Source organism: Pseudomonas sp. NPDC090201 (genome assembly GCF_044746825.1).
In the GTDB taxonomy this organism is placed as follows: Bacteria; Pseudomonadota; Gammaproteobacteria; order Pseudomonadales; family Pseudomonadaceae; genus Aquipseudomonas; species Aquipseudomonas putida_AD.
Genome location: NZ_JBIVCX010000003.1, coordinates 705,796 through 727,346, shown reverse-complemented (window position 1 = coordinate 727,346; position 21,551 = coordinate 705,796). Strand labels below are relative to the sequence as shown.

19 protein-coding genes are annotated in these 21,551 nt (G+C 63.1%); 11 read left to right on the top strand and 8 right to left on the bottom strand.

From position 1 onward, the window contains the following. Positions 1-134 precede the first annotated feature (134 nt). From ACIPOO_RS13375 to ACIPOO_RS13365, 3 genes are all read left to right on the top strand, one after another. Positions 135-1,454 (top strand): nitrate/nitrite transporter, encoded by a 1,320-nt coding sequence (locus ACIPOO_RS13375; protein WP_400607455.1) that lies wholly within the window; start codon positions 135-137, stop codon positions 1,452-1,454. A 10-nt stretch (positions 1,455-1,464) separates the two neighbouring features. After that, positions 1,465-2,682 carry a mandelate racemase/muconate lactonizing enzyme family protein gene (locus ACIPOO_RS13370; RefSeq protein WP_400607452.1) on the top strand — a complete coding sequence of 406 codons (1,218 nt, stop codon included), beginning with the start codon at positions 1,465-1,467 and terminating at the stop codon, positions 2,680-2,682. Positions 2,683-2,819: 137 nt separating this feature from the next. Then, positions 2,820-4,478 carry a GMC family oxidoreductase gene (locus ACIPOO_RS13365; protein WP_400607450.1) on the top strand — a complete coding sequence of 553 codons (1,659 nt, stop codon included), beginning with the start codon at positions 2,820-2,822 and terminating at the stop codon, positions 4,476-4,478. On the opposite strand, the gene ACIPOO_RS13360 is transcribed toward ACIPOO_RS13365, so the two are convergent. The 6 genes from ACIPOO_RS13360 to ACIPOO_RS13335 form a co-directional block, all read right to left on the bottom strand. Beyond that, positions 4,475-5,140, bottom strand: a complete 666-nt coding sequence (locus ACIPOO_RS13360; RefSeq protein ID WP_274130621.1) for a response regulator transcription factor — start codon at positions 5,138-5,140, stop codon at positions 4,475-4,477. The two genes, ACIPOO_RS13365 and ACIPOO_RS13360, sit on opposite strands and share 4 nt — an antisense overlap. 31 nt (positions 5,141-5,171) lie before the next feature. Beyond that, the gene (locus tag ACIPOO_RS13355) at positions 5,172-5,717 is read right to left on the bottom strand and encodes a PQQ-dependent catabolism-associated CXXCW motif protein (RefSeq protein WP_400607447.1); all 546 of its coding nucleotides are present in this window, start codon (positions 5,715-5,717) and stop codon (positions 5,172-5,174) included. Between the two features lie 245 nt (positions 5,718-5,962). Beyond that, a complete protein-coding gene (locus ACIPOO_RS13350) occupies positions 5,963-6,754 on the bottom strand; it encodes an ABC transporter permease (protein WP_400607445.1) in 792 nt (263 codons plus the stop codon). After that, a complete protein-coding gene (locus ACIPOO_RS13345; RefSeq protein ID WP_400607442.1) occupies positions 6,751-7,482 on the bottom strand; it encodes an ABC transporter ATP-binding protein in 732 nt (243 codons plus the stop codon). Before ACIPOO_RS13345 ends, ACIPOO_RS13350 begins: the two co-directional genes overlap by 4 nt. Continuing rightward, positions 7,479-8,438: a YVTN family beta-propeller repeat protein gene (locus tag ACIPOO_RS13340; RefSeq protein WP_400607440.1), complete on the bottom strand. Its 960-nt coding sequence runs from the start codon at positions 8,436-8,438 to the stop codon at positions 7,479-7,481. The genes ACIPOO_RS13345 and ACIPOO_RS13340 overlap by 4 nt, the downstream gene beginning before the upstream one ends. 42 nt (positions 8,439-8,480) lie before the next feature. After that, positions 8,481-9,665 carry an ABC transporter substrate-binding protein gene (locus ACIPOO_RS13335; RefSeq protein ID WP_400607437.1) on the bottom strand — a complete coding sequence of 395 codons (1,185 nt, stop codon included), beginning with the start codon at positions 9,663-9,665 and terminating at the stop codon, positions 8,481-8,483. Positions 9,666-9,845: 180 nt separating this feature from the next. Between ACIPOO_RS13335 and pedF the strand changes: the two genes are divergently transcribed. From pedF to ACIPOO_RS13295, 8 genes are all read left to right on the top strand, one after another. After that, positions 9,846-10,322: a cytochrome c-550 PedF gene (gene pedF, locus ACIPOO_RS13330; protein ID WP_274130628.1), complete on the top strand. Its 477-nt coding sequence runs from the start codon at positions 9,846-9,848 to the stop codon at positions 10,320-10,322. Between the two features lie 5 nt (positions 10,323-10,327). Next, positions 10,328-11,215, top strand: a complete 888-nt coding sequence (locus tag ACIPOO_RS13325; protein WP_400607433.1) for a substrate-binding periplasmic protein — start codon at positions 10,328-10,330, stop codon at positions 11,213-11,215. After that, positions 11,212-11,970: a quinoprotein dehydrogenase-associated SoxYZ-like carrier gene (locus ACIPOO_RS13320; protein WP_400607431.1), complete on the top strand. Its 759-nt coding sequence runs from the start codon at positions 11,212-11,214 to the stop codon at positions 11,968-11,970. Before ACIPOO_RS13325 ends, ACIPOO_RS13320 begins: the two co-directional genes overlap by 4 nt. A gap of 26 nt (positions 11,971-11,996) precedes the next feature. Next, entirely contained in the window at positions 11,997-12,914 is a 918-nt protein-coding gene (locus tag ACIPOO_RS13315; protein WP_400607429.1) for a quinoprotein relay system zinc metallohydrolase 1, read from the top strand. A 148-nt stretch (positions 12,915-13,062) separates the two neighbouring features. Then, entirely contained in the window at positions 13,063-14,838 is a 1,776-nt protein-coding gene (locus ACIPOO_RS13310) for a PQQ-dependent methanol/ethanol family dehydrogenase (RefSeq protein ID WP_400607427.1), read from the top strand. A gap of 441 nt (positions 14,839-15,279) precedes the next feature. Then, positions 15,280-15,351, top strand: a complete 72-nt coding sequence (gene pqqA / locus ACIPOO_RS13305) for a pyrroloquinoline quinone precursor peptide PqqA (protein WP_020289857.1) — start codon at positions 15,280-15,282, stop codon at positions 15,349-15,351. Between the two features lie 157 nt (positions 15,352-15,508). Continuing rightward, on the top strand, positions 15,509-16,672 hold the full coding sequence (gene ercA, locus ACIPOO_RS13300; RefSeq protein ID WP_274130634.1) for an alcohol dehydrogenase-like regulatory protein ErcA: 1,164 nt from the start codon (positions 15,509-15,511) through the stop codon (positions 16,670-16,672). After that, entirely contained in the window at positions 16,656-18,383 is a 1,728-nt protein-coding gene (locus ACIPOO_RS13295; protein ID WP_400607425.1) for a NahK/ErcS family hybrid sensor histidine kinase/response regulator, read from the top strand. Before ercA ends, ACIPOO_RS13295 begins: the two co-directional genes overlap by 17 nt. Positions 18,384-18,999: 616 nt before the next feature. Here ACIPOO_RS13295 and moaA read toward each other — a convergent pair. Then, positions 19,000-19,998, bottom strand: coding sequence for a GTP 3',8-cyclase MoaA (gene moaA, locus ACIPOO_RS13290; RefSeq protein ID WP_400607423.1), 999 nt, complete (start codon positions 19,996-19,998; stop codon positions 19,000-19,002). Positions 19,999-20,122: 124 nt separating this feature from the next. Then, the gene (locus ACIPOO_RS13285; RefSeq protein ID WP_400607421.1) at positions 20,123-21,469 is read right to left on the bottom strand and encodes a cation:proton antiporter; all 1,347 of its coding nucleotides are present in this window, start codon (positions 21,467-21,469) and stop codon (positions 20,123-20,125) included. Positions 21,470-21,551 lie beyond the last annotated feature (82 nt).

The window sequence follows — 21,551 nt, the reverse complement described above, 5'->3', positions numbered from 1 at the left end:
AACCTGCAAGGTACAAGGCAAGAGCACTTCACGGACTGCTTTAGCTTGTAGCTTGCCGCTTGAAGCTTGCCTCTGCGCCCAATAACAAAAACTACAATTGCCCCCGAAACCAGGGGGCGCTGAGGTCTGTTGTCATGTCCAAGCCTGCTTCTGTCGCGGCCGCTGTTCAGAATCCTGCCGCCTCTGTCGCCAAGAGCGACAAAGCCACCCGTTACCTGCAACTGATGCTGCTGGTGCTGGCCGCCGGGGCGATCTATCCGATCCTCTATCTGCGCCAGGTCTACCAGACCACCATGCTCGAAGTGTTCCAGATCAACCACAGCGAGCTGGGTTACCTGTACTCGATGCTGGGCACGATTTTCCTCATCAGCTACCTGCCAAGCGGTTGGCTGGCTGACCGCATCGCGCCACGTTTCCTGATTTTCTTCTCGCTGGTGGCCACCGGCGCCCTGGGCCTGTGGTACTCCACCGTGCCGTCGATGACGGGCCTGATGATTATCTTCGGCTGCTGGGGCCTGACCACCGGCCTGACCTTCTGGGCCTCGGTGCTCAAGCGGGTGAAGATGATCGCGCAGCATTCCGAGCAGGGTCGTTTCTTTGGCATTCTCGATGGCGGTCGCGGTCTGGTGGAAGCCTTGCTGGCGACCGTCGCGCTTGGCCTGTTCGCCTATGCCATCGGCACCGGCGGACAGACGGCAGCCGAAGGTTTCCGCCATGTCGTGTACCTCTATTCGTTCATCTGCATCGGCCTGGGTTGCCTGCTGGTGATGGTCAAGGACCCGAAATCAGTCGCCGCCGAAGCCTCGGCCACTGATGAAAAGCACAACCTGTTCAAGGATCTCGCCACTCTGGTGAAGATCCCTGAATTGTGGCTGGTCACGGCCATCGTGTTCTGCGGTTACCACATCTTCTGGGCCACCTACAGCTTCTCAGACTACCTGCAAGGCAGCGGCATGACCGCAGTCATGGCCGGCACCATCACCACCATCAAACTGTGGATGCGCCCAGTGGGCGGCATCGGCGGCGGCTGGCTGGGTGACAAGTATTCGAATATCTCGGTGCTGATCGTCGCGCTGGCCCTGGCCACCCTGGCGATGGCGGGCCTTGTGGTGTTCCCGGCCTTCAACAATCTGGGCCTTTTGGTAGTGACGGTGATTTTCATTGGCCTGATGACCTACGCCATTCGCGGCCTGTACTGGGCGATTCTCGACACCTGCAACATTCCGCTGCGTATCACGGGCCTGGCCATCGGCATCGTCTCGGTGGTCGGTTACCTGCCTGACACCTTCATTCCGCTGATCAACGGCTACCTCACCGAGCACTACCCGGGAGCCGCCGGTTACCAGCTGTATTTCAGCTACATCGCTTTCGTCGGCCTGATCGGCACCCTGGCAGCGCTGACGCTGCGGGCGCGGATCCGTCGCTCTTCCCTATCCAAGATTTCCAACGTCTAAGGTGCCCGAGATGAAAGTCATCGCCCTGGAAACCCATATCGTCGCCGTTCCACCCCCGCACATCGGTGGCATGTACTGGATCTTCGTCAAACTCAAGACCGACTGCGGCATTGAAGGCGTCGGTGAGATCTACGCCGCCACCTTCGGCCCCAAGGCCATGCTGCCGATCATCGAGGACGTGTTCGAGCGCCACCTGCTCAACCACGACCCGCATCACATCGAGCGCTTCTTCCGCCAGGCCTATTCGAGCGGCTTCACCCAGCGCCCGGACCTGACCATGATGGGCGTGGTCAGCGGCCTGGAAATGGCCTGCTGGGACATCATCGGCAAGGCGGCGAACAAGCCGGTCTATGAACTGCTGGGCGGCAAGGTGCATGAGCGCCTGCGTTCCTACACCTACCTGTACCCGGTCAATAGCCAGGGCGAGTACGACTACGACGACCCGGACCTGGCCGCCGAGTGCGCCATCGAAAACATGAACAAGGGCTTCACCGCGGTGAAGTTCGACCCGGCAGGCCCGTACACCGCGTACTCCGGCCACCAGATCTCGCTGGAGGTGCTGGAGCGTTGCGAAACCTTCTGCCGCAAGATACGCGAAGCGGTGGGCAACAAGTGCGACCTGCTGTTCGGCACCCACGGGCAGATGGTGCCGTCCTCGGCGATTCGCCTGGCCAAGCGTCTGGAGAAATACGACCCGCTGTGGTTTGAAGAGCCGGTGCCGCCTGGGCAGGAAGAAGCCATGGCGCAAGTGGCGAGCAAGACCAGCATCCCGATTGCCACGGGCGAGCGCCTGACCACCAAGTACGAGTTCCACAAGCTGCTGCAGGCCGGCGGTGCGTCGATTCTGCAAATGAACGTGGCCCGCTGTGGCGGCCTGCTCGAAGGCAAGAAGATCGCCAGCATGGCCGAGGCGCACTACGCGCAGATCGCTCCGCACCTGTACAACGGCCCGATTGGCGCTGCGGCCAGTTTCCAGCTGGCAGCCTGCACGCCTAACTTCCTGATCCAGGAAAGCATCGAGACCTGGGGTGGTTTCCATGCCGAAGTCCTGACCAAGCCGCTGCAATGGGAAGATGGCTACATCATCCCGTCCAGCGAGCCTGGCCTGGGTGTCGAGCTGAACATGGACGTGGTGCGCGCACACACGCCGTATACCGGGTCGCGCTTGCATCTGCAGATGGCTGCGCTGCCTGCGGATGTGAAGGATTTTTCCCCGGCCAAGGGCTGACACCTGTAGGAGCGCGCTTGCCCGCGACAGCAATCTGTCTGGCAACTCAATGTGCCTGATACGACGCCTTCGCGGGCAAGCGCGCTCCTACTGGCAGGAAGTTCGCAGGCTCACGCTTTTTTTATCGGTAACCGTGCATGACATACGACTACATCATCGCTGGCGCTGGCGCCGCAGGTTGCGTTCTGGCCAACCGGCTCTCGGCATCGGGCCAATACACCGTGCTGCTGCTCGAAGCGGGCGGCAAGGACAGCTCGCTGTGGTTCAAGATCCCGGTGGGCTTCGCCAAAATGTATTACAACCCCACCTTCAACTGGATGTACTACAGCCAGCCACAGAAGCAGCTGGGCAATCGCGCCATCTACGCCCCGCGCGGCAAGGTGCAGGGTGGTTCCGGCTCGATCAACGCGATGATCTACGTGCGCGGCCAGGCCCATGACTTCGACGACTGGGCCGCCAACGGCAACGACGGTTGGGGCTTCAAGGACGTGCTGCCGTACTTCCGCAAGCTGGAAAACCACCCGCTGGGCGACACCGAGTACCACGGCGCCAGCGGGCCGATCAGCATCACCCCGATGAAGGGCCAGACGCACCCGATCTGCGACGTGTTCCTCGAAGGTTGCGAGCAACTGGGCTACTCGCGCAGCGATGACTTCAACGGGCCGAAATTCGAAGGCGCCGGGCTGTACGACGTCAACACCCGCAATGGCGAGCGCTGCTCCAGCAGCTTCGCTCACCTGCACCCGGCGCTGAGCCGCAAGAACCTGACGCTTGAGCATTACGCCCTGGTCGATCAGGTGCTGTTCGATGACGAAGGCAAGCGGGCAGTGGGTGTCGAGATCAGCCAGAACGGGGTCAAGCGCACCTTTGCCGCGCGCAAGGAAGTGATTCTCTGCGCAGGCGCCGTCGACACGCCGAAGATCCTGCAACTGTCCGGCGTCGCGGATAAAACGCTGCTGGCAAAGCATGGCATCAAGCCGGTCAAGCACCTGCCAGCGGTGGGGCAGAACCTGCAGGATCACCTGTGCGTCAGCTACTACTACAAGGCCAATATCCCGACCCTGAACGATCAGCTCAGCTCGCTGTTCGGCCAGGCGCTGCTGGGCCTCAAGTACCTGTTCACCCGCAAGGGCGCGCTGGCGATGAGCGTCAATCAGGCCGGTGGCTTCTTCCGTGGCAACGACGATCAGAGCCACCCGAACCTGCAGCTGTATTTCAACCCGCTGTCCTACCAGATTCCGAAGAACAACAAGGCCAGCCTCAAGCCCGAGCCGTATTCCGGTTTCCTGCTGTGCTTCAATCCGTGCCGTCCCACCAGTCGCGGGCACATCGAAATCGCTTCGAACAACCCCCGTGATGCGGCGTTGATCGACCCCAATTACCTGAGCACCCAGAAGGACATCGACGAGGTGATCCAGGGCAGTCGCCTGATGCGTAAGATCATGTCGGCGCCTGCGCTCAAGGACATTACGGTGGACGAAGTGCTGCCGGGGCCTGTGGTCGAAACCGACGAGCAGATGCTGGAATACTTCCGCCACAACTCAGGTTCGATCTATCACCTGTGCGGCTCATGCGCCATGGGTGCCGACGAGCAGACCTCGGTGGTGGACAAGCGCCTGAAAGTGCATGGCATCGATGGGCTGCGCATCGTCGATGCGTCGATCTTCCCCAACGTGACCTCCGGCAACACCCATGCGGCGGTGCTGATGGTGGCGGAGAAGGGCGCGGATCTGATTCTGCAAGACGCCGCGGCGGTGTCGGCAAGCGCCGTGCAGGCCTCGCCTCACGCAGCCTAACGCCGCAGGTACGCTGCGAAATCGATATCCCCGGCGCTGAGGATCGCCTGCACCCGATTGTGCACGTTGAGCTTGCGCAGGATCGCCGAGACATGGGCCTTGACCGTGGTTTCGGCGATCGCCAGGCTGAAGGCGATCTGCTTGTTGGAGTCGCCCTTGGTCATACGTTCCAGCACCAGCAGCTGTTTGCGGGTCAAGGCCTGCAGCAGCTCGGGCGGGAAGTGCGGCGCTTCGCTGGCGCTGCGGCGGGAAGCGGGTTTCTGGCTGCGGATGATGTCCGATGGCAGGTAGACGTTGCCGTCGAGGATCTGCTCGATGGCATCGGTCATCTGCTTGCGGGGCGAGGATTTGGTGATGAAGCCCACCGCGCCGTAGGTAATGGCTTGCAGCACCACCTGTTTGTCCTGCTCGGCCGACACGATCACCACCGGAATCGTCGGCGCCTCGTTGCGCAGATTGATCAGGCCATTGAGCCCGTGCATGCCCGGCATGTTCAGGTCCAGCAGGATCAGGTCCAGGTCGTCGTGGTCGCGGGTCAGGGCCAGGGCGCTGTCCAGGTCCTGGGTTTCCATCACTTCGCTGCCGGGAAAGCCGTCGCTGATGACGTTGGCAATGGCCTCGCGAAACAGCGGGTGGTCATCGGCGATCAGGATCTTGTACATGGTTTTCCACCTTTATTATTGTCGCAACGCTTCAGCGCAAGGGTTCGGGTTGAGCGGGTTCGACTGCAAGCCCGGCAGCCAGCCAGGCGTCCAGGCCATCGCGGTACCAATACAGATGACTGTAGCCCAGACCGCTTGCCCGCTTGATCGCGTTCCAGCTCAGCCAGCAGTCTGAGCGGCAGTAGAACACAAGCGGCCGATCCTGCCGACCGTCGCTCAACCTGCGCAGGTTGAGGGTGAAGTACTCCATCCACAGCGGCGATAACTCGCCATCCCCGGTATTTGCCAGCCAGTGGCTGCCCGGCAGGTTGGCGTGGGATTCGTCTTCGATGAAGCGGCCTTGCAGCCATTGGCGGCGGTAGACGTCGATCAGCAGGGGCTTTTCGGATTGCTTGAGCAGGGTTTGCAATTGCTCGGTGTCGATGACCTGCGCGCCAGGGATCTGGTCCGGGGTGGGGCTGCGGTAGAGGGAAATGCGATAGCCGTCAGCGTTGAACAGCGCCGCGTCCTGGGCCTGGCACAAGGCGTTCGTACCCAGAAGGATCAGCAGACAGGCAGACAACAGCGCACGGGGCATGGCAGGTTTTCCTTTTTCTTGTGCCTGCATTACAAGCCAGTCCCGATGCTTTGTGAATGCGACCAATAGCGTGGAAAACCAGTACTAAAGTCGTAATTTTGTGCTCCCGATCACTCAATTCTGTGGGAGCGGGCTTGCCCGCGAAAGCGGTGTTGCTGACCCTGGATGTGTGGCGTCTGGTCCGTCGTCTTCGTGGGCAAGCCCACTCCCACAGGTTGTAAGGCGCGAGTGAAACCGGGGAAACGTCATGACGCTTTGCGCACCGCTGCATGCTGGGGGTTGAAGGTCAGCACCGCGAGGCTGGCGAAGACTGCCGTGAGGATCGCGCAGACGGCGAGGGCCAGGGGGTTGAAGCGTTCATACAAGGCAAATCGCACCAGCTCCACCGCATGGCTGAACGGGTTGACCGCGCACAGCCAGTACAGCCACTCGCTGGCCTCGCGCATTTTCCACAGCGGGTACAGCGCCGACGACATGAAGAACAACGGGAAGATCACGAAATTCATCACCCCGGCGAAGTTCTCCAGTTGGCGGATGGCGTTGGACAGCAGCAACCCCAGGGCACTCAACATCAGCGCCACCAGCAGCAGTGCAGGCAGGGCCAGGAGCAGGCCCCCGGCGGGCGGTTGCACGCCATAGACCCAGGCCACGCCGAGAAAGGCATACACCTGCAACAGCGAAATCAGCGAGGTTGCCAGCAGCTTGCACAGCAGCAGGAAGGTGCGCGGCAAGGGGCTGGTGAGCAGCACGCGCATGCTGCCCATCTCGCGGTCATAGACCATCGACAGCGAGCCTTGCATGCCGTTGAACAGCAGGATCATGCACGCCAGCCCCGGAATGATGTACACCTCGTAGGGAATGTAGGTGTCATAGGGCTCGATGATCGCAATGCCCAATGCCGCCCGAAATCCCGCCGCGAACACCAGCAGCCACAGCAGCGGGCGGACCAGCGCACTGAGAAACCGCGTGCGCTGCATCACGAAGCGCAGCCACTCACGCAACACGATGCCGCTCAGGCACTGCCAGTAAGCGTTCATCGTGACATCCCGCTAGTGGTGAGTTCCCTGAACGCGGCATCCAGCCCTCCGCCGTGTTCGGCGCTGACATCGCCTGCCTGACCGCTGGCTACAAGACGGCCCTGATGCAGGATCAGCAGATCGTCGTCGGGATGCACTTCGTCGAGCAGGTGAGTGGTCCACAGCACGCTGATCCCCTGGTCGTGGCACAGGCTGCGCACATGGGCGTTGAGCGCCAGGCGGCTGGCAGGGTCGAGGCCGACGCTGGCCTCGTCCAGCAACAACAGGCGCGGCTGGTGCAGCAGGGCGCGGGCGATTTCCACCCGCCGCCGATGGCCCCCGTTGAGGGCGCGCACCCGCTCGCGGCGGCGCTCGGTGAGCCCCTGGCGATCCAGTTCCAGCGCGACCCGTTCGCTCACGTCACGCCGCGCCAGCCCGTGCAACGCCGCGTGATAACGCAGGTTCTGCTCCACGCTCAGGTCAAGGTCCAGGGTGCTCTGCTGGAACACCACACCCATCTGGCGCAGGGCAGGTCGGGGCGACTGACGCAACGAATGCTCACCCATGCGCACCTCGCCTTTCTGCAGATCGTAGAGGCGCGTGAGCAGCGCGATCAGCGTGGATTTGCCCGCGCCGTTGGGGCCCAGCAGCGCGGCAAAGCGCCCCGGCGCGAGGTTGAATGACACCCCGCGCAGTGCCTCGCGTTCGCCGTAGGCAAAGCTCAGCTCGCTGACCTGCAGCGCGCTCATGGCGCCACCGCCACACCCCACGGGTAACGCCCGACCTTGACTGACTTGAGCACCTTGCGGCTGGCAACATCGATCACCGAAACATCACCGCTTACCCCGTTGGTGGCCAGCAAGCGGGTCTGGTCCGGGGTGAACGCCAGTTGCCAGACGCGCCGGCCCACCAGTAGGTAGTCGATCACTTCCAGGGTCTTCACGTCGATCACCGCCACGTGGTTGGCCGGTCCCAGGGCAACGAAGCCGTATTTGCCGTCATCGGTGATGCGGATGCCCACCGGTTGCACCTTGTCGGGGTGCACGCCCTTGATCTCGAACTTCAGGGTCTTGAGAATCTTGCGGCTGGCGACGTCGAGCACGGTCAGGGTTCCGCCGATTTCGGCCGAGGCCCACAGCTGGCTGCCGTCCTTGCTGAACTCGACGAAACGCGGGCGCTGATCCACCAGGGTGTTGTCCACCAGCTTCTGGGTCGAGGTGTCGATCCAGTGCAGCATGTTGGTGGTTTCACTGGTGTTGATCGCCCACTTGCCGTCGGGGCTGACCGCCATGCCCTCGGGCTCCACGCCGACGTCGACCTGGGCCAGCACCTTGGAGGTCTGGGTGTCGATCACCGTGACCAGCGAATCGTCCTCGTTGGAAACGTACAGCCAGCGGTCGTTGGGGTGCAGGGCGAATTGTTCGGGGTCTTTGCCGGAGGGCAGTTCCTTGATGATCTTCAGGGTCGCCACGTCCATCACCTGCACCCGGTCCGAGTCGCTGGCGCAGATGTACAACAGCTTGCTGTCGTGGGACAGCAACAGGCCGCGCGGACGCATGCCCACCGGCAGGGTCTTGGTCACCTGCAGCGTGTCCATGTCGATCAGGCTCAGGCTGTTGTCCTTTTCGTTGGAGACGAACGCAGTGGCGGCAAACGCAGGCGCGGCGGCAAGCAGCAGGGCAGCGAAGAGAAGTGTACGGCGCATGTTGGAGTCCTTGTTATGGGTATTGTCGGGGGCGTGCGCGGGTCAATAGGTGCAACTGACCTCCGGCTTGTCGTAGCCCAGGCTGTCGAGTTCGGTGCCGGGGTGCAGAAAACCTTCCTGAGGTGAAGTGGTGACCAGGGCCTGGGGCTGAACCACTGGAATCGGCTGGCGCAGCTCGCCGTTCCAGGGCCGGTAGCTGAGCTTGCTGCCCTTGAAACCGTCCAGCGGCAGGGTTTCGCTCAATTCCAGTTCACGAATCTGCATGGGATCGGTGCCGCGCAGCCGGGTGACGGCGCTGGCGACGCTGCGCACGGCCATCCAGGCGGCGAAGTCGCGGTCGTTCATCCAGCGCCCGGCGAGTGCCTCGAAGCGCTTCTGCAATTGTGCGGCGCCGTAGGTTTCAACGGTGCGGTGCCAGCCGGTGGGCGTCAGGCCCTGGGTGCCGGCCACCGGGCGCGGGTACCAGGTCTGGTAGGGCACGTATTCGCCAAAGTCGCCGCGTTCGTCGGCCACCAGCACCACGTCGTATTCGGCGGTCTGGGTGAACAGCGGCATGTCGGCCTGGGCGCTGCGGCGCTGGTCGTTGTCGAAACTCCAGGCTTTCTCGGCGACGATCTTGTGCCCGAAGCGCTTGGCGGCGCGGCGCAGGGCGGCGGCGTAGGCCTGGTCATCGGGTGTCTGGCCGACGATCAACAGCCAGCGCTGCCAGCGCCGCACCGTGAGGAACTGCGCCAGCGCGTCGGCCAGCATCGCCCGGCTGGGCAAGGTGTGCAGCACGTTGTGCAGGCAACTGGTGCTGCGCAGGCGGTCGTCGGCGCTGCCTGCGTTGAACAGCAGGCTGTCCGGTAGCGCGGTACTGAGCTGGCGCAAGGTTTCTGCCGGGGCGTTGACCACGAACAGTCGCAGGCCCTGATCGTGTTGCGCGCGGGCCTGCTCGAGCAGCGCCTCGGGGCTGGCGGCGCTGGCGCTGGTCAGGCTGTAGCTGTGCTTGAGAAAACGCCCGGTGCTGTTGCTGTCGACAATCGCCAGCTCAGCGCCGCGCAGCCCGGCGTCCTTGGGCTCGGGGGTGACGTTGGAGAGGATAGGGCCGGTGTCGGGAATATACGAAAGGTAGCCGATGCGCACGGCCAGCGGCTGATCATCGGCCATGGCCGAGAACGAAAGGGCGGCCAGCGCCAGGCACAGCAGGCGAGGGTACGGCAGCCAAAGGGACAGGGACAGGCGCATAAGGCACTCCATACAGGTGGTGCCAGCATAGGAACGTGCGCCTCGGCGGCAAATATGCAGATGGTACGGGTCTGCCAGTACCAAGGTAGTAGGGCGCGGCCACCAAAGCAGCATTCGGTGCGGTGGCAGCGGTTCTTAAGATGGACGCATGCCTTTTGCGTGCACCTTGAGGACATAACAATGACAACAATTTCCGTGAACCTGCCTGATGTCGCTTCCCGTTCCAGCAAACGCAGGTTGCTGTTGGGGGCCGTGGTCATTGGCGGGCTGCTGCTGAGTAATCTCGTCCAGGCCCACGGCGACGTCGTCCCCCACGCCGTGGCCACCGACGGCCTGGAACAACTGGGGCAGGACTGGCGGGCAGAGAACCCCTACCGCGACTCGAAAGACCACGACAAGGCGCTGGAAATCGGCAAGTCCGCCTACACCCAGAACTGCGCGGCGTGTCATGGCCTGGATGCGATTTCCGGCGGCATCGCCCCGGACCTGCGGCATCTGGACGTCGGCGCCAGCGGTGACGAGTGGTTCGTCGAGCGCGTGCGCAACGGCGCAGTGCGGGACGGCCGGGTGTACATGCCGAAAATGGCCGATTATCTGAGCCAGGAAGCCTTGTGGGCGGTGCGGACCTACCTGGACAGCGTGCACACCGAGGACTGATCGCCATGGGTGCGTTCACAAGGTGGTTGGCTGTGCTGTGCTGCCTGCTGGGCCTGATGTTTCAGCCTGCCAGCGCCCAGGTTCGCAACTACGACAGCATCATGGCCGCCGGGGTCATCAAGGTCGCGGTGTACCAGAACTTTGCCCCCTACAGCTTTCAGGTGGACGGTCAGGACCGTGGCGTGGACGTGGAGCTGGCCCAGGCGCTGGCCAAGGCCTTGGGGGTGCGGCTGGAGCTGATGTGGGCGCCGCCGGGCGAGAACCTCGACGGCGACCTGCGTGATCTGATCTGGCGCGGCAGCCAGCTGCGCGGCCAGCAACTGGCGGACATGATGATGCGCGTGCCTTATGACAAAGATTACACCCAGAAGCGCAACGACGTCGGCGAGCTGGAGAACGATCATGTGGTGATGTTCGCGCCCTACCAGACCGAGCGCTGGCAGGTGGCGTTCGACACCCAGCGGCTTGCGTCCGTGCCCAGTGTCGCGGTGTTCAACGAGCACCCGGTGGGGGTGGAAATCGACAGCGTGCCGTCGTTCTACCTGACGACCATTTTCAACGGCCAGTTCACCCACAGCACCCATCACTTTCCCTCCGTGCAGGACGCCTTCGCGGCCATGCACGTGGGCAAGGTCGATGCGGTGATGGCCATGCGCGGGGAGGTCGACTGGCAACTGCACCAGGCCGCCGATGCCCATTGGCAACTGGCCGAGAATGCCTACCCGAACATGGGCCGCCAGACCTGGGACATCGGCATGGCGGTGCATGAGAGCAACCGCCAGTTGGCCTATGCGGTGGAGGAGGCGCTGGAGACACTGATTCGCGAGGGCACCGTGCAGCGCATTTATGCCGCGTACGGCATGCGCTATGAAGTGCCGGAGATGTACCAGTGAACCGCGGCAGCATTGCGGCCTGGCTGGCGCTGCTGGTGTGCGTCGATGCCTGCGCCATCGACCCCGGAAAGGATCCGGTGCCGTCGGTGATGTGGAGTTTCTTCCAGCAGAAATTCCTCAACGGCCAACCCTACGTCTTCGACGACAAGATCCTGGTGCGGGCGCCGCCGTTTGCCGAGGACGCTCGCCAGGTGCCCATCGAGATCGACGCTCGGGCTTATCAAGGTCAGGTGGTGCGAATCCTGGCGTGGGCGGAGCTTAACCCGTTGCCGCAGATTGTCGATTTCGAGCCGCTGGATCGGGTGCTGCCGTGGTTGTCGATCCGCATTCGCATCGAGCAGGCGACACCCTTGCGTGCCGCTGCGCTGACCCGCGACGGCGTCTGGCACATCGGCTCGACCACCATTGAAGCCGCAGGCGGCGGTTGCACCGCGCCCAGCGTGGTGCGCACCCAGCCGGGCTGGGAAGAGCATCTGGGCGAAGTGCTCGGGGCGCGATTTCCCCGAGGCGATTACAGCCGTCTGCGGGTGCAGGTGTCGCACCCGATGGATAACGGCATGGTCAGCGGCATTCCCGAATTCTATCTGGATCAGGCGCAACTGACCGACGCCAGCGGCACGCTGCTCGCCAGGCTGCAATTGTTCCCGGCGGTCAGCGAGAACCCGACCCTGAGCCTGGATATTCAAGGGGCAGGGGAGACGCGCCTGTCTCAGCGGGATATCAGCGGCAATCCGTTCAGTGCGGTGATCCCTTGAGGCGCCTGACGCTTGCTGGGCTGTTGATGCTCTGGCTCCTGCTGCTGGCGCTGACCGCTTTCGCCGACATGGACTACCGCCTGCAACCCCGGCAGATCGCCGAAGGCACCTACCTGCTGGAGGGCAGCACCGAGAATTTCGCCCGAAGCAATGGCGGCAACATCGTCAATACCGGGTTCATCATCACCGACAGCGGCGTGGTGGTGATCGACACCGGACCTTCCCACCGTTACGGCGAAGCGCTGCGCAAGGCTATTGCGACGGTCACCGACAAGCCGGTGATGCAGGTGCTGCTGACCCATCATCATCCCGACCATGTGCTGGGCAACCAGGCGTTTGCCGACGTGCCCATCGGCGCCCTGGCCGGGACCACCGCGCAGATGCGCGCCCACGGCGATGCGCTGGCCGAAAACCTGTATCGCATGGTCGGTGACTGGATGCGCGGGACTGAAACCGTCCTGCCGACCCAGGTGCTGCAAAACGGCGTACTGGAGATCGGCGGGCATCCTCTGCGGTTGTTGGCACTGGCCGGGCATACCGGCTCCGACCTGGCGATTCTCGATGAGCGGACCGGGGTATTGTTCGCCGGTGACCTGCTGTTCTATCAACGTGCGCTCACTACGCCGGACAGCCCGGGATTGCAGGTGTGGCTGGCCGATCTTGAGCGGCTGCAGGCCTTGCCCTGGAAGCTTTTGGTGCCGGGGCACGGTCCGCTCGCCAGTGACGCAAGTCCCTTCGAACAGACCCGCGACTACCTGACCTGGCTGGACGCCCTGCTGCGTGAAGGCGCCGTACAAGGGCTGGACATGACCGAGCTGATCGCCAGCCCCATCCCCGACCGTTTTGGCAGCATCAGCCTGACCCGTTACGAGTTGATCCGCAGCGTCAGCCATCTGTACCCGGCCTACGAGCGGGTGCGCATGGCACGGGTGGACGGGCGATAAGGCCCGCGTATCGCCATTGCCCCTACCAAAGAACTAGAAACCTCCACACTGCGGGCAATTGTCGGGCTGTACCTGCAGGCGAACAATCCACCTGATCGGGAAATTCCCGAAGGGAAGACCAGAACAATAATCCGCAGAGGCAGCCGTCATGATCCAACCCGCACGTCGCCATTCCTTCGCTCTGGGCCTGTTGGTCAGCGCCATCCTGTCGTCTGGCAGCGTCATGGCTGCCGTGACCGATGAAGAGATTCTTCAGGACCCCAAGAATCCCGAGCAGATCGTCACCAACGGCCTGGGCGTCCAGGGCCAGCGCTTCAGCCCGCTGGACATCATCAACACGCAGAACGTCAAAGATCTGCGGCCGGTCTGGGCGTTCTCCTTCGGCGGGGAAAAACAGCGCGGCCAGCAGGCTCAACCGCTGGTCAAGGACGGGGTGATGTACCTCACCGGGTCCTACTCCCGGGTGTTCGCTGTGGATGCGCGCACCGGCAAGAAACTCTGGCAATACGATGCGCGGCTGCCCGACGACATCCGCCCCTGCTGTGACGTGATCAACCGTGGCGTGGCGCTGTACGGCGACCTCGTGTACTTCGGCACGCTGGACGCCAAGCTCGTGGCGCTGAACAAGGACACCGGCAAGGTGGTCTGGAGCAAGCAGGTGGCCGATCACAAGGCCGGCTATTCGATCAGTGCGGCGCCGATGATTGTCAACGGCAAACTGATTACCGGCGTGGCCGGTGGCGAGTTCGGCGTGGTGGGCAAGGTCGAGGCCTACGATCCGAAAAACGGCACGCTGCTGTGGACTAGGCCGACGGTCGAGGGCAACATGGGCTACGTCTACAAGGACGGTCAGGCTGTGGAAAACGGCATCTCGGGCGGCGAGGCGAACAAGACCTGGCCGGGCGATCTGTGGAAGACCGGCGGCGCCGCGCCGTGGCTGGGTGGTTACTACGACCCCAGCAACAACCAGATCCTGATCGGCACCGGCAACCCTTCGCCGTGGAACTCGCACATGCGCCCGGGGGACAACCTGTATTCCTCCTCAAGGCTGTCGCTCAATCCCGATGACGGCACCATCAAGTGGCACTTCCAGAGCACGCCCCACGATGGCTGGGACTTCGACGGCGTCAACGAGCTGATCTCCTTCGACTATCAGGAAAACGGCAAGACCGTGCAGGCCGCCGCCACCGCCGACCGCAACGGCTTCTTCTATGTGCTCAACCGCAAGGACGGCAAGTTTATCCGGGGCTTCCCGTTCGCCGACAAGATCACCTGGGCCAAGGGCCTGGACAAGGACGGCCGGCCGATCTACATCGACGAAAGTCGCCCGGGTGCGCCGGACGGTGAGGCCAAGGGCACGGCGGCATTCGTGGCGCCGGCGTTCCTGGGGGCGAAGAACTGGATGCCGATGGCCTACAGCCCTGACACCGGGCTGTTCTACGTGCCGGGCAACGAGTGGGGCATGGACATCTGGAATGAAGGCATCGCCTACAAGAAAGGCGCGGCGTTCCTGGGGGCGGGCTTCACCATCAAGCCGCTGAACGAGGACTACATCGGCGTGCTGCGCGCCATCGATCCGAAGACCGGCAAGGAAGTCTGGCGCCACAAGAACTACGCGCCGCTGTGGGGCGGGGTGCTCGCGACCAAGGGCAACCTGGTGTTCACCGGCACGCCTGAGGGTTTCTTGCAGGCGTTCAACGCCAAGACCGGGGAGAAAGTCTGGGAATTCCAGACCGGCTCCGGCGTGCTGGGCTCGCCCGTGACCTGGGAGATGGACGGCGAGCAGTACGTCTCGGTGCTCTCCGGCTGGGGCGGCGCGGTGCCGTTGTGGGGCGGCGAGGTGGCCAAGCGGGTCAAGGACTTCAACCAGGGCGGCATGCTCTGGACGTTCAAGTTGCCCAAGGAATTGGTGACCAAACGCTAACGCTAATAAAGCCCCGTAGCAGCACGGCTTGCCGGCGGGATCGTTCTCGAGGACGCCCCCGCCGGCAAGCCGTGCTGCTACGGTACGCGGTTGATCCCCCATCTCGGTAACACCCACGCCCCGTAGCAGCCGGGCTTGCCCGCGGGAGCGATTTTGAAGACGCCGACGCCGGCAAGCCGGACTGCTACGGTTTCGGGGGTGAGCTTCGGGGCACCCGGATCCCTTGTAGGAGCGCGCTTGCCCGCGACTGCGATCTATCAGTTGCAAATGAGTGGCTGACCTGGCGCGGTCGCGGGCAAGCGCGCTCCTACAGGTTTGGCGGTGGAGGCTTCCCGCTACCAATCCCTACCCCAATCAGTGCCAAAGTACTATTCGCCCCAATGCGCTGCCATGCGCTAATGAACCTGCCGGATCAACCCGGTCCATCAAGAGGAAAGGCCCATGTGGAAAAAACCTGCGTTCACCGATTTGCGCATTGGTTTTGAAGTGACCATGTACTTCGCCAGCCGCTGATCGGCATTCCCGGTCAATCGCCGTGTTGGCCGGGTTTTCCCCTCGCCCCAGGACCTCTGCCATGAGCCGACACCGTCAGTCATTGGTCCTATTGCATTACCCCGCAGATGCTCTAGGCTGGCGCTCATTCGCTGATAACAACAAGAATGCGCCTGATATGAGCCAGAGCCTCAACCAGCTTCGCAAATTCGTGTCCCCGGAAATCATCTTTGGTGCGGGCAGCCGGCACAGCGTCGGCAACTACGCCAAGACTTTCGGCGCGCGCAAGGTCCTTCTGGTCAGCGACCCCGGCGTGATCGCCGCCGGCTGGGTTGCTGACGTCGAAGCCAGCCTGCAGGCCCAGGGCATCGACTACGTGATCTACAGCGGCGTATCGCCCAACCCCCGGGTCGAGGAGGTCATGCTCGGCGCCGAGCTGTACCGCGAGCATCATTGCGACGTGATCGTTGCCGTGGGTGGTGGCAGCCCCATGGATTGCGGCAAGGGCATCGGCATCGCCGTGGCCCACGGTCGCAATATCCTTGAGTTCGAAGGCGTGGACACCATCCGCGTACCCAGCCCGCCGCTGATCCTGATCCCGACCACCGCCGGCACTTCCGCGGATGTCTCGCAGTTCGTGATCATTTCCGATCAGCAGGAGCGCATGAAGTTTTCCATCGTCAGCAAGGCGGTGGTGCCCGATGTGTCGCTGATCGATCCTGAAACCACCCTGAGCATGGACCCGTTCTTGTCGGCCTGTACCGGCATCGATGCGCTGGTGCATGCCATCGAAGCCTTCGTGTCCACCGGCCACGGCCCGCTGACCGACCCCCACGCGCTGGAAGCCATGCGCCTGATCAACGGCAACCTGGTGCAGATGATCGCCACCCCGGCCGACATCGCCCTGCGCGAGAAGGTCATGCTGGGCAGCATGCAGGCCGGGCTTGCGTTCTCCAACGCGATCCTTGGCGCGGTGCACGCCATGTCCCACAGCCTGGGCGGCTTTCTCGACCTGCCCCATGGCTTGTGCAATGCGGTGCTGGTCGAGCACGTGGTGGCGTTCAACTACAACTCGGCGCCGGATCGCTTCAAGGTGATCGCCGAAACCCTGGGCATCGATTGCCGAGGGCTGAGCCACGCCGCCATCAGCAAGCGCCTGGTGGAGCATCTGATTACCTTGAAACATCAGGTCGGGTTCCATGAAACCCTGGGCCTGCAAGGCGTGCGTACCAGCGACATTCCGTTTCTGTCGCGCCATGCCATGGACGATCCGTGCATCCTGACCAACCCCCGCGTTTCCAGCCTGCGGGACGTCGAAGTGGTGTATGGCGAAGCCCTCTGACGGCCAGGGTGCGCTCAATGCGTTGCTCGGGCTGGGCAACCATTCGACGCGCAAAAGCCATTACCCGGAGCTGACCCTGCGCCTGGGTGAGCTTGAAACCGAGCGCAACCGGTATAAATGGCTGTTCGATCACGCCGTGCACGGCATCTTCCAGGCCAGCCTGCACGAAGGCTTGCGCGCGGCCAACCCGGCACTGGCGCGCATGCTCGGCTACCGCGACGAGCAGGAAATGCTGCTGTTCCTGCATGACCTCGCCGGCACGCTGTTCATCGGGGCCCAGGTCGAGCTGAACGCCATCGCCCATGTTTTGCAGCGCGAGCGCAGCCTGCAAGGCTACGAAACCCGCCTGCGGCGCAAGGACGGCACCTACGTCGAGGTGTTGATGAACCTGTTGCTCAAGCCCGACGAAGACGGCCTGTTCGAAGGCTTCGTCGCCGACATCACCGAGCGCAAACAGGCCCAGCAGCGCTTGCAGGAGCTCAACGACCAGCTTGAACTGCGCGTCGCGGCGCGCACCGATGAGCTGCTGGAAACCAACCGCAAGCTGCAGAAACAGATCGCCCGGCGCGAGCGCATCGAACGCGACCTGCGCGAGGCCCGGGATGCCGCCGAAGCAGCCAACCGCAGCAAGGACAAATACCTCGCGGCCGCCAGCCATGACCTGTTGCAGCCGTTGAATGCCGCGCGGCTGTTGATCGCCACATTGCGCGAGCGAACCCTGCCCGGCGCCGAGCATCTGCTGGTGGAGCGTACGCATCAGGCACTGGAGGGCGCGGAGGATCTGCTCACCGACCTGCTTGACATCTCCAAGCTGGACCGCGCCGCGGTTCAGCCTGATATCGACCTGTACCGGCTGGACGAGGTACTGGCGCCGCTGGTGTCGGAGTTCGAGTCCGTGGCCTCGGCCGCCGGTTTGACGCTGCGCGCTCGCATCGGCCAGTTCGCGGTACGCACCGACCTGCGCCTGCTGACGCGCATCCTGCGCAACTTTCTCAGCAACGCTTGTCGCTACACCGACCACGGCAGCATCCTGCTGGCGGCGCGCAAGCGCGGGGACCGGTTGCGGATCGAGGTGTGGGACACCGGTCGGGGGATTGCCGCGGATCGGCTGGGGTCGATCTTTCTGGAGTTCAACCAGCTGGACGTCGGGCGTGCGGCCGATCGCAAGGGCGTCGGGCTGGGGCTGGCAATCGTCGAACGCATCGGGCGGATTCTTGGCAGTCCGATTCTGGTTCGCTCGCAACCTGGCGTGGGCTCGGTGTTTGCCATCGACGTGCCACTTTCTGACGAGATGCCAGCGCCGATCAGCGTCGCGGTGCAGCAGTTGCCAGGCGCAGGCAACCCTTTGCCGGGGCGGCGCTTGCTGGTGCTCGACAATGAAACCAGCATCCTGGAAAGCATGGCGGCGCTGCTGGGGCAGTGGGGCTGCGAGGTCCTGACCGCCACGGACAAGGCATCGTGCTACAGCGTCCTGCAGGGCCGTGCGCCGGAGCTGATCCTGTTCGACTTTCATCTGGATCACGGGGTGTTGGGCTGCGACGTGGTGGCCCATATCCGCAAGCATTTCGCCTGCGAGATACCCTGCGTGATGATCACCGCCGACCGTACCGACCTGTGCCGCCGCTCATTGCAGAAACTCAACGCCCCGCTGCTCAACAAACCGGTGAAACCTGGCAAGTTGCGGGCGGTGGTGAGTCAGTTGTTGGGGTAGTGTCGGAATTGATGACCCGTAGCAGTCCGGCTTGCCGGCGTCGGCGATTTCAAAATCGCTCCCGCGGGCAAGCCCGGCTGCTACGGGGGCGTGGGTGATACCGGGTTTTATGTTCGAGCGCGCACCGTAGCAGCACGGCTTGCCGGCGGGGGCGTCCTTGAAATCGCTCCCTCTAGTAAGTCAGGCTCCTACTTGCGAAGCGGTGTCGCCGGTCGTAGAGCTGGCGGATGGTGCGACTGACATGAACGTCGTGCTCGTCGGGCACGCCCACGCATGCGATGACCAGAAAGCGGCTCGAGCCGCCTGACGTATAGGGCCGGTGCAACGACCATCCCATATCGCCACTTTCGTCCATATAGAAATTCAAAGCGAAATCCGTTTCTCATGGGCAAAAAAAAGCCCCTCGCTAGGGGCTATCGGAATAGTTGGCGGTCCCTGAGGCCGGCTTCGCTCACAGCGTGCTTACGATGCGCCTGCATGCGGCACTTCGCGGTGACTCAGGATTTACCCACCTGCGGAAAAGAAGGCTACTGGATCTGGAATTTGAGTCAACCCGACGTTACAAGTGTGTCTGCTTATCAGTGCTGACAGATGGTGTAGGAAAATGCCGTGGTCGTTAGCCGCCGGTCATGTTCATGAACCGCACCACCTGCACGTCGTCGTTGATCTCGAAGTTGTGCTTGTACGGTTTCAGCTTCATGGCCTGGATGATTGCGTTCTCAAGCTTCTGCGGTTGGCCGGGGTTGGCGCGCAGGACGGCTTTGAGGTCGGCGGAGTGTTCGTTGCCCAGGCACAGCAGCAGGCGTCCTTCGACGGTCACGCGGACGCGGTTGCAGGTGGCGCAGAAGTTGTGGCTGTGGGGCGAGATGAAGCCGATGCGGATGTCCGGGGCTTCGGCCAGGCGCCAGTAGCGCGACGGGCCCTGGGTCGATTCGGTCGAATTGATGAGCGTGTAGCGTTCGGCGATGCGCTCGCGCACCTGATCGCTGGAGAAAAACGACTCGGCGCGGCTGTGTTCGCTGATGACACCCAGCGGCATTTCTTCGATGAAGGTGATGTCCAGGCCGCGATCGATGGCGAAGGCCACCAGGTCGTTGATCTCGTGGTCGTTACGGCCCTGCATCACCACGCAGTTGAGCTTGGTGTGGGTGAACCCGGCAGCATTGGCGGCGTCGATACCGGCAATGACCTTGCTCAGGTCACCGGTGCGGGTCAGTTCGTTGAAGCGCACGGGATCAAGGCTGTCAAGGCTGATGTTCAGGCGCTTGAGACCGGCCTCGAACAGAGGCGCCGCAAGTTTTTCCAGCTGCGAGCCGTTGGTGGTCATGCACAATTCGCGCAGGCCGGGCAGGGCGGCGATGTTCTTGCACAGGCCGACGATCCCCGCGCGCACCAGGGGCTCGCCGCCGGTCAGGCGAATCTTCTTGGTGCCCAGTGCCACGAAGCGCTCGGCGATCTGCTGGATCTCTTCCAGCGACAGCACCTGCTGGCGGGGCAGGAAGGTCATGTCCTCGGCCATGCAGTACACGCAGCGAAAATCGCAGCGATCGGTCACCGAGAGGCGAACGTAATCGACTTTGCGTGAATAGCCGTCTATGAGGACTCGATCCGACATGGTGTTCTCGAGAGTGCTGCGTGACTTAAGGGCCTTGTGACGATCATCGCAGCATTTGCAGCTTGTGCAAATCGCTAGTTCTGATGGGCTGATCGACGCTGTCTATCGCCTGCCCGGCAGGCGTCTAGCGCGGGGCTTTGGTCATGCTGCGCTCATAGCGCTCCAGCAGCGGCTGGATGCTGATGCCGTGCAAAAGGATGCTCAGTGCCACCACCGATAACGTCAGGCTGACGGTGGTTTTGACGCTTTCCTCCGGCAAGCCGTGTGCCAACGCATAACACAGGTAAAAAAGGGTGCCGATGCCGCGGATGCCGAACCAGCCGACCAGCGCCTTTTGCGGCCGTGTCAGCAGGCTGCCCCGGATGATCAGCCAGACGCTCAGTGGGCGGATCACACAGAACAGTGCGAGGCCGAGCAGCACTGCATGCCAGTCCCAATAGGACGCGACCACGGCACCGAGCAATGTAATCAGCAACACTTCCATGGCCCGTTCCACCAGACTGCCGAACGCCAGCATGTCGCCCATCATCACCCCGGCGGCCAGTTGCGACTGGCTCAGTTCGTCGTGGCGGGTGACCGTGCCGGCCTGGGGTTCGCTGTCCATGTGACCCAGCACGGGCCGGGCCACCTGTTCGGCGGGAACCTCGGAGCCGGTGGTGCGCACCTCGGCATGGCGCAGCCCCAGGCCTGCCGCAAACACCGAGAGAAACCCGAAGGCTCCCAGACCCTGGGCGACGACATAGGCCATGGCAATCAGCGCAAGGGCCAGAAAATCGTTGGGCGAGGTGGTGCTGTCGGCATTGCGGATGCGCAGGTAGATCATCAGGTGCCCCACGCCCCGGCCCAGGCCATAGCCGATCAACAGCCCGACCGGCACGCCCCAGAGGATGTTCTTCAGCAGCCAGCCCTGCACCCAGGAAAAATCCCCGGCGCCGTGGCTGACGCAGAGCAGCGCAAAGATCACGAACGGAAACGCCGTGCCGTCGTTGAGCCCGGCCTCGCCCGACAGGCCAAAACGCACGCGGTCGAAGTCCTGGGCATGGTTGACCTGTACCATGCCGGCCAGCACCGGATCGGTGGGCGACAGCATCGCCCCCAGCAGCAGGGCGATGGCCCAGGGCACATCGAGCAGGTAATGGGCGACCAGCGCCACTCCGACAATGCTGGCGAGCATGACCGGCACCGCCAGCAGATACGCCGAGTGCCAGGCCTTGCGGTTCAGCGGCAGGCGCAGTTTGATCCCGGTATTGAACAGCGAAAACAGCACCGCCACTTCGGTGAGGCGTTCCAGCCAGTGCCGGGCGTCGTGGATGTCCAGTTCGACCAGCGCCAGCCCCCAAGGGCCAATCCCTGCGCCAAAGGCCAGGCACACCGCAGAGGTGGTGACCGGCAGCCATCGCAAGTACGAAGATGTCAGTGCCAGCAGCATCAGCAGGACACCGAGTACCGTCATGCAAAGAATGAAACTCATTCGGCCTCGGTGTGCGAAAGTTGATGAACGATACCCAATGCTAAACCTTCAACCGGGCGGTGCATGCACCTGCCGCCCGGTT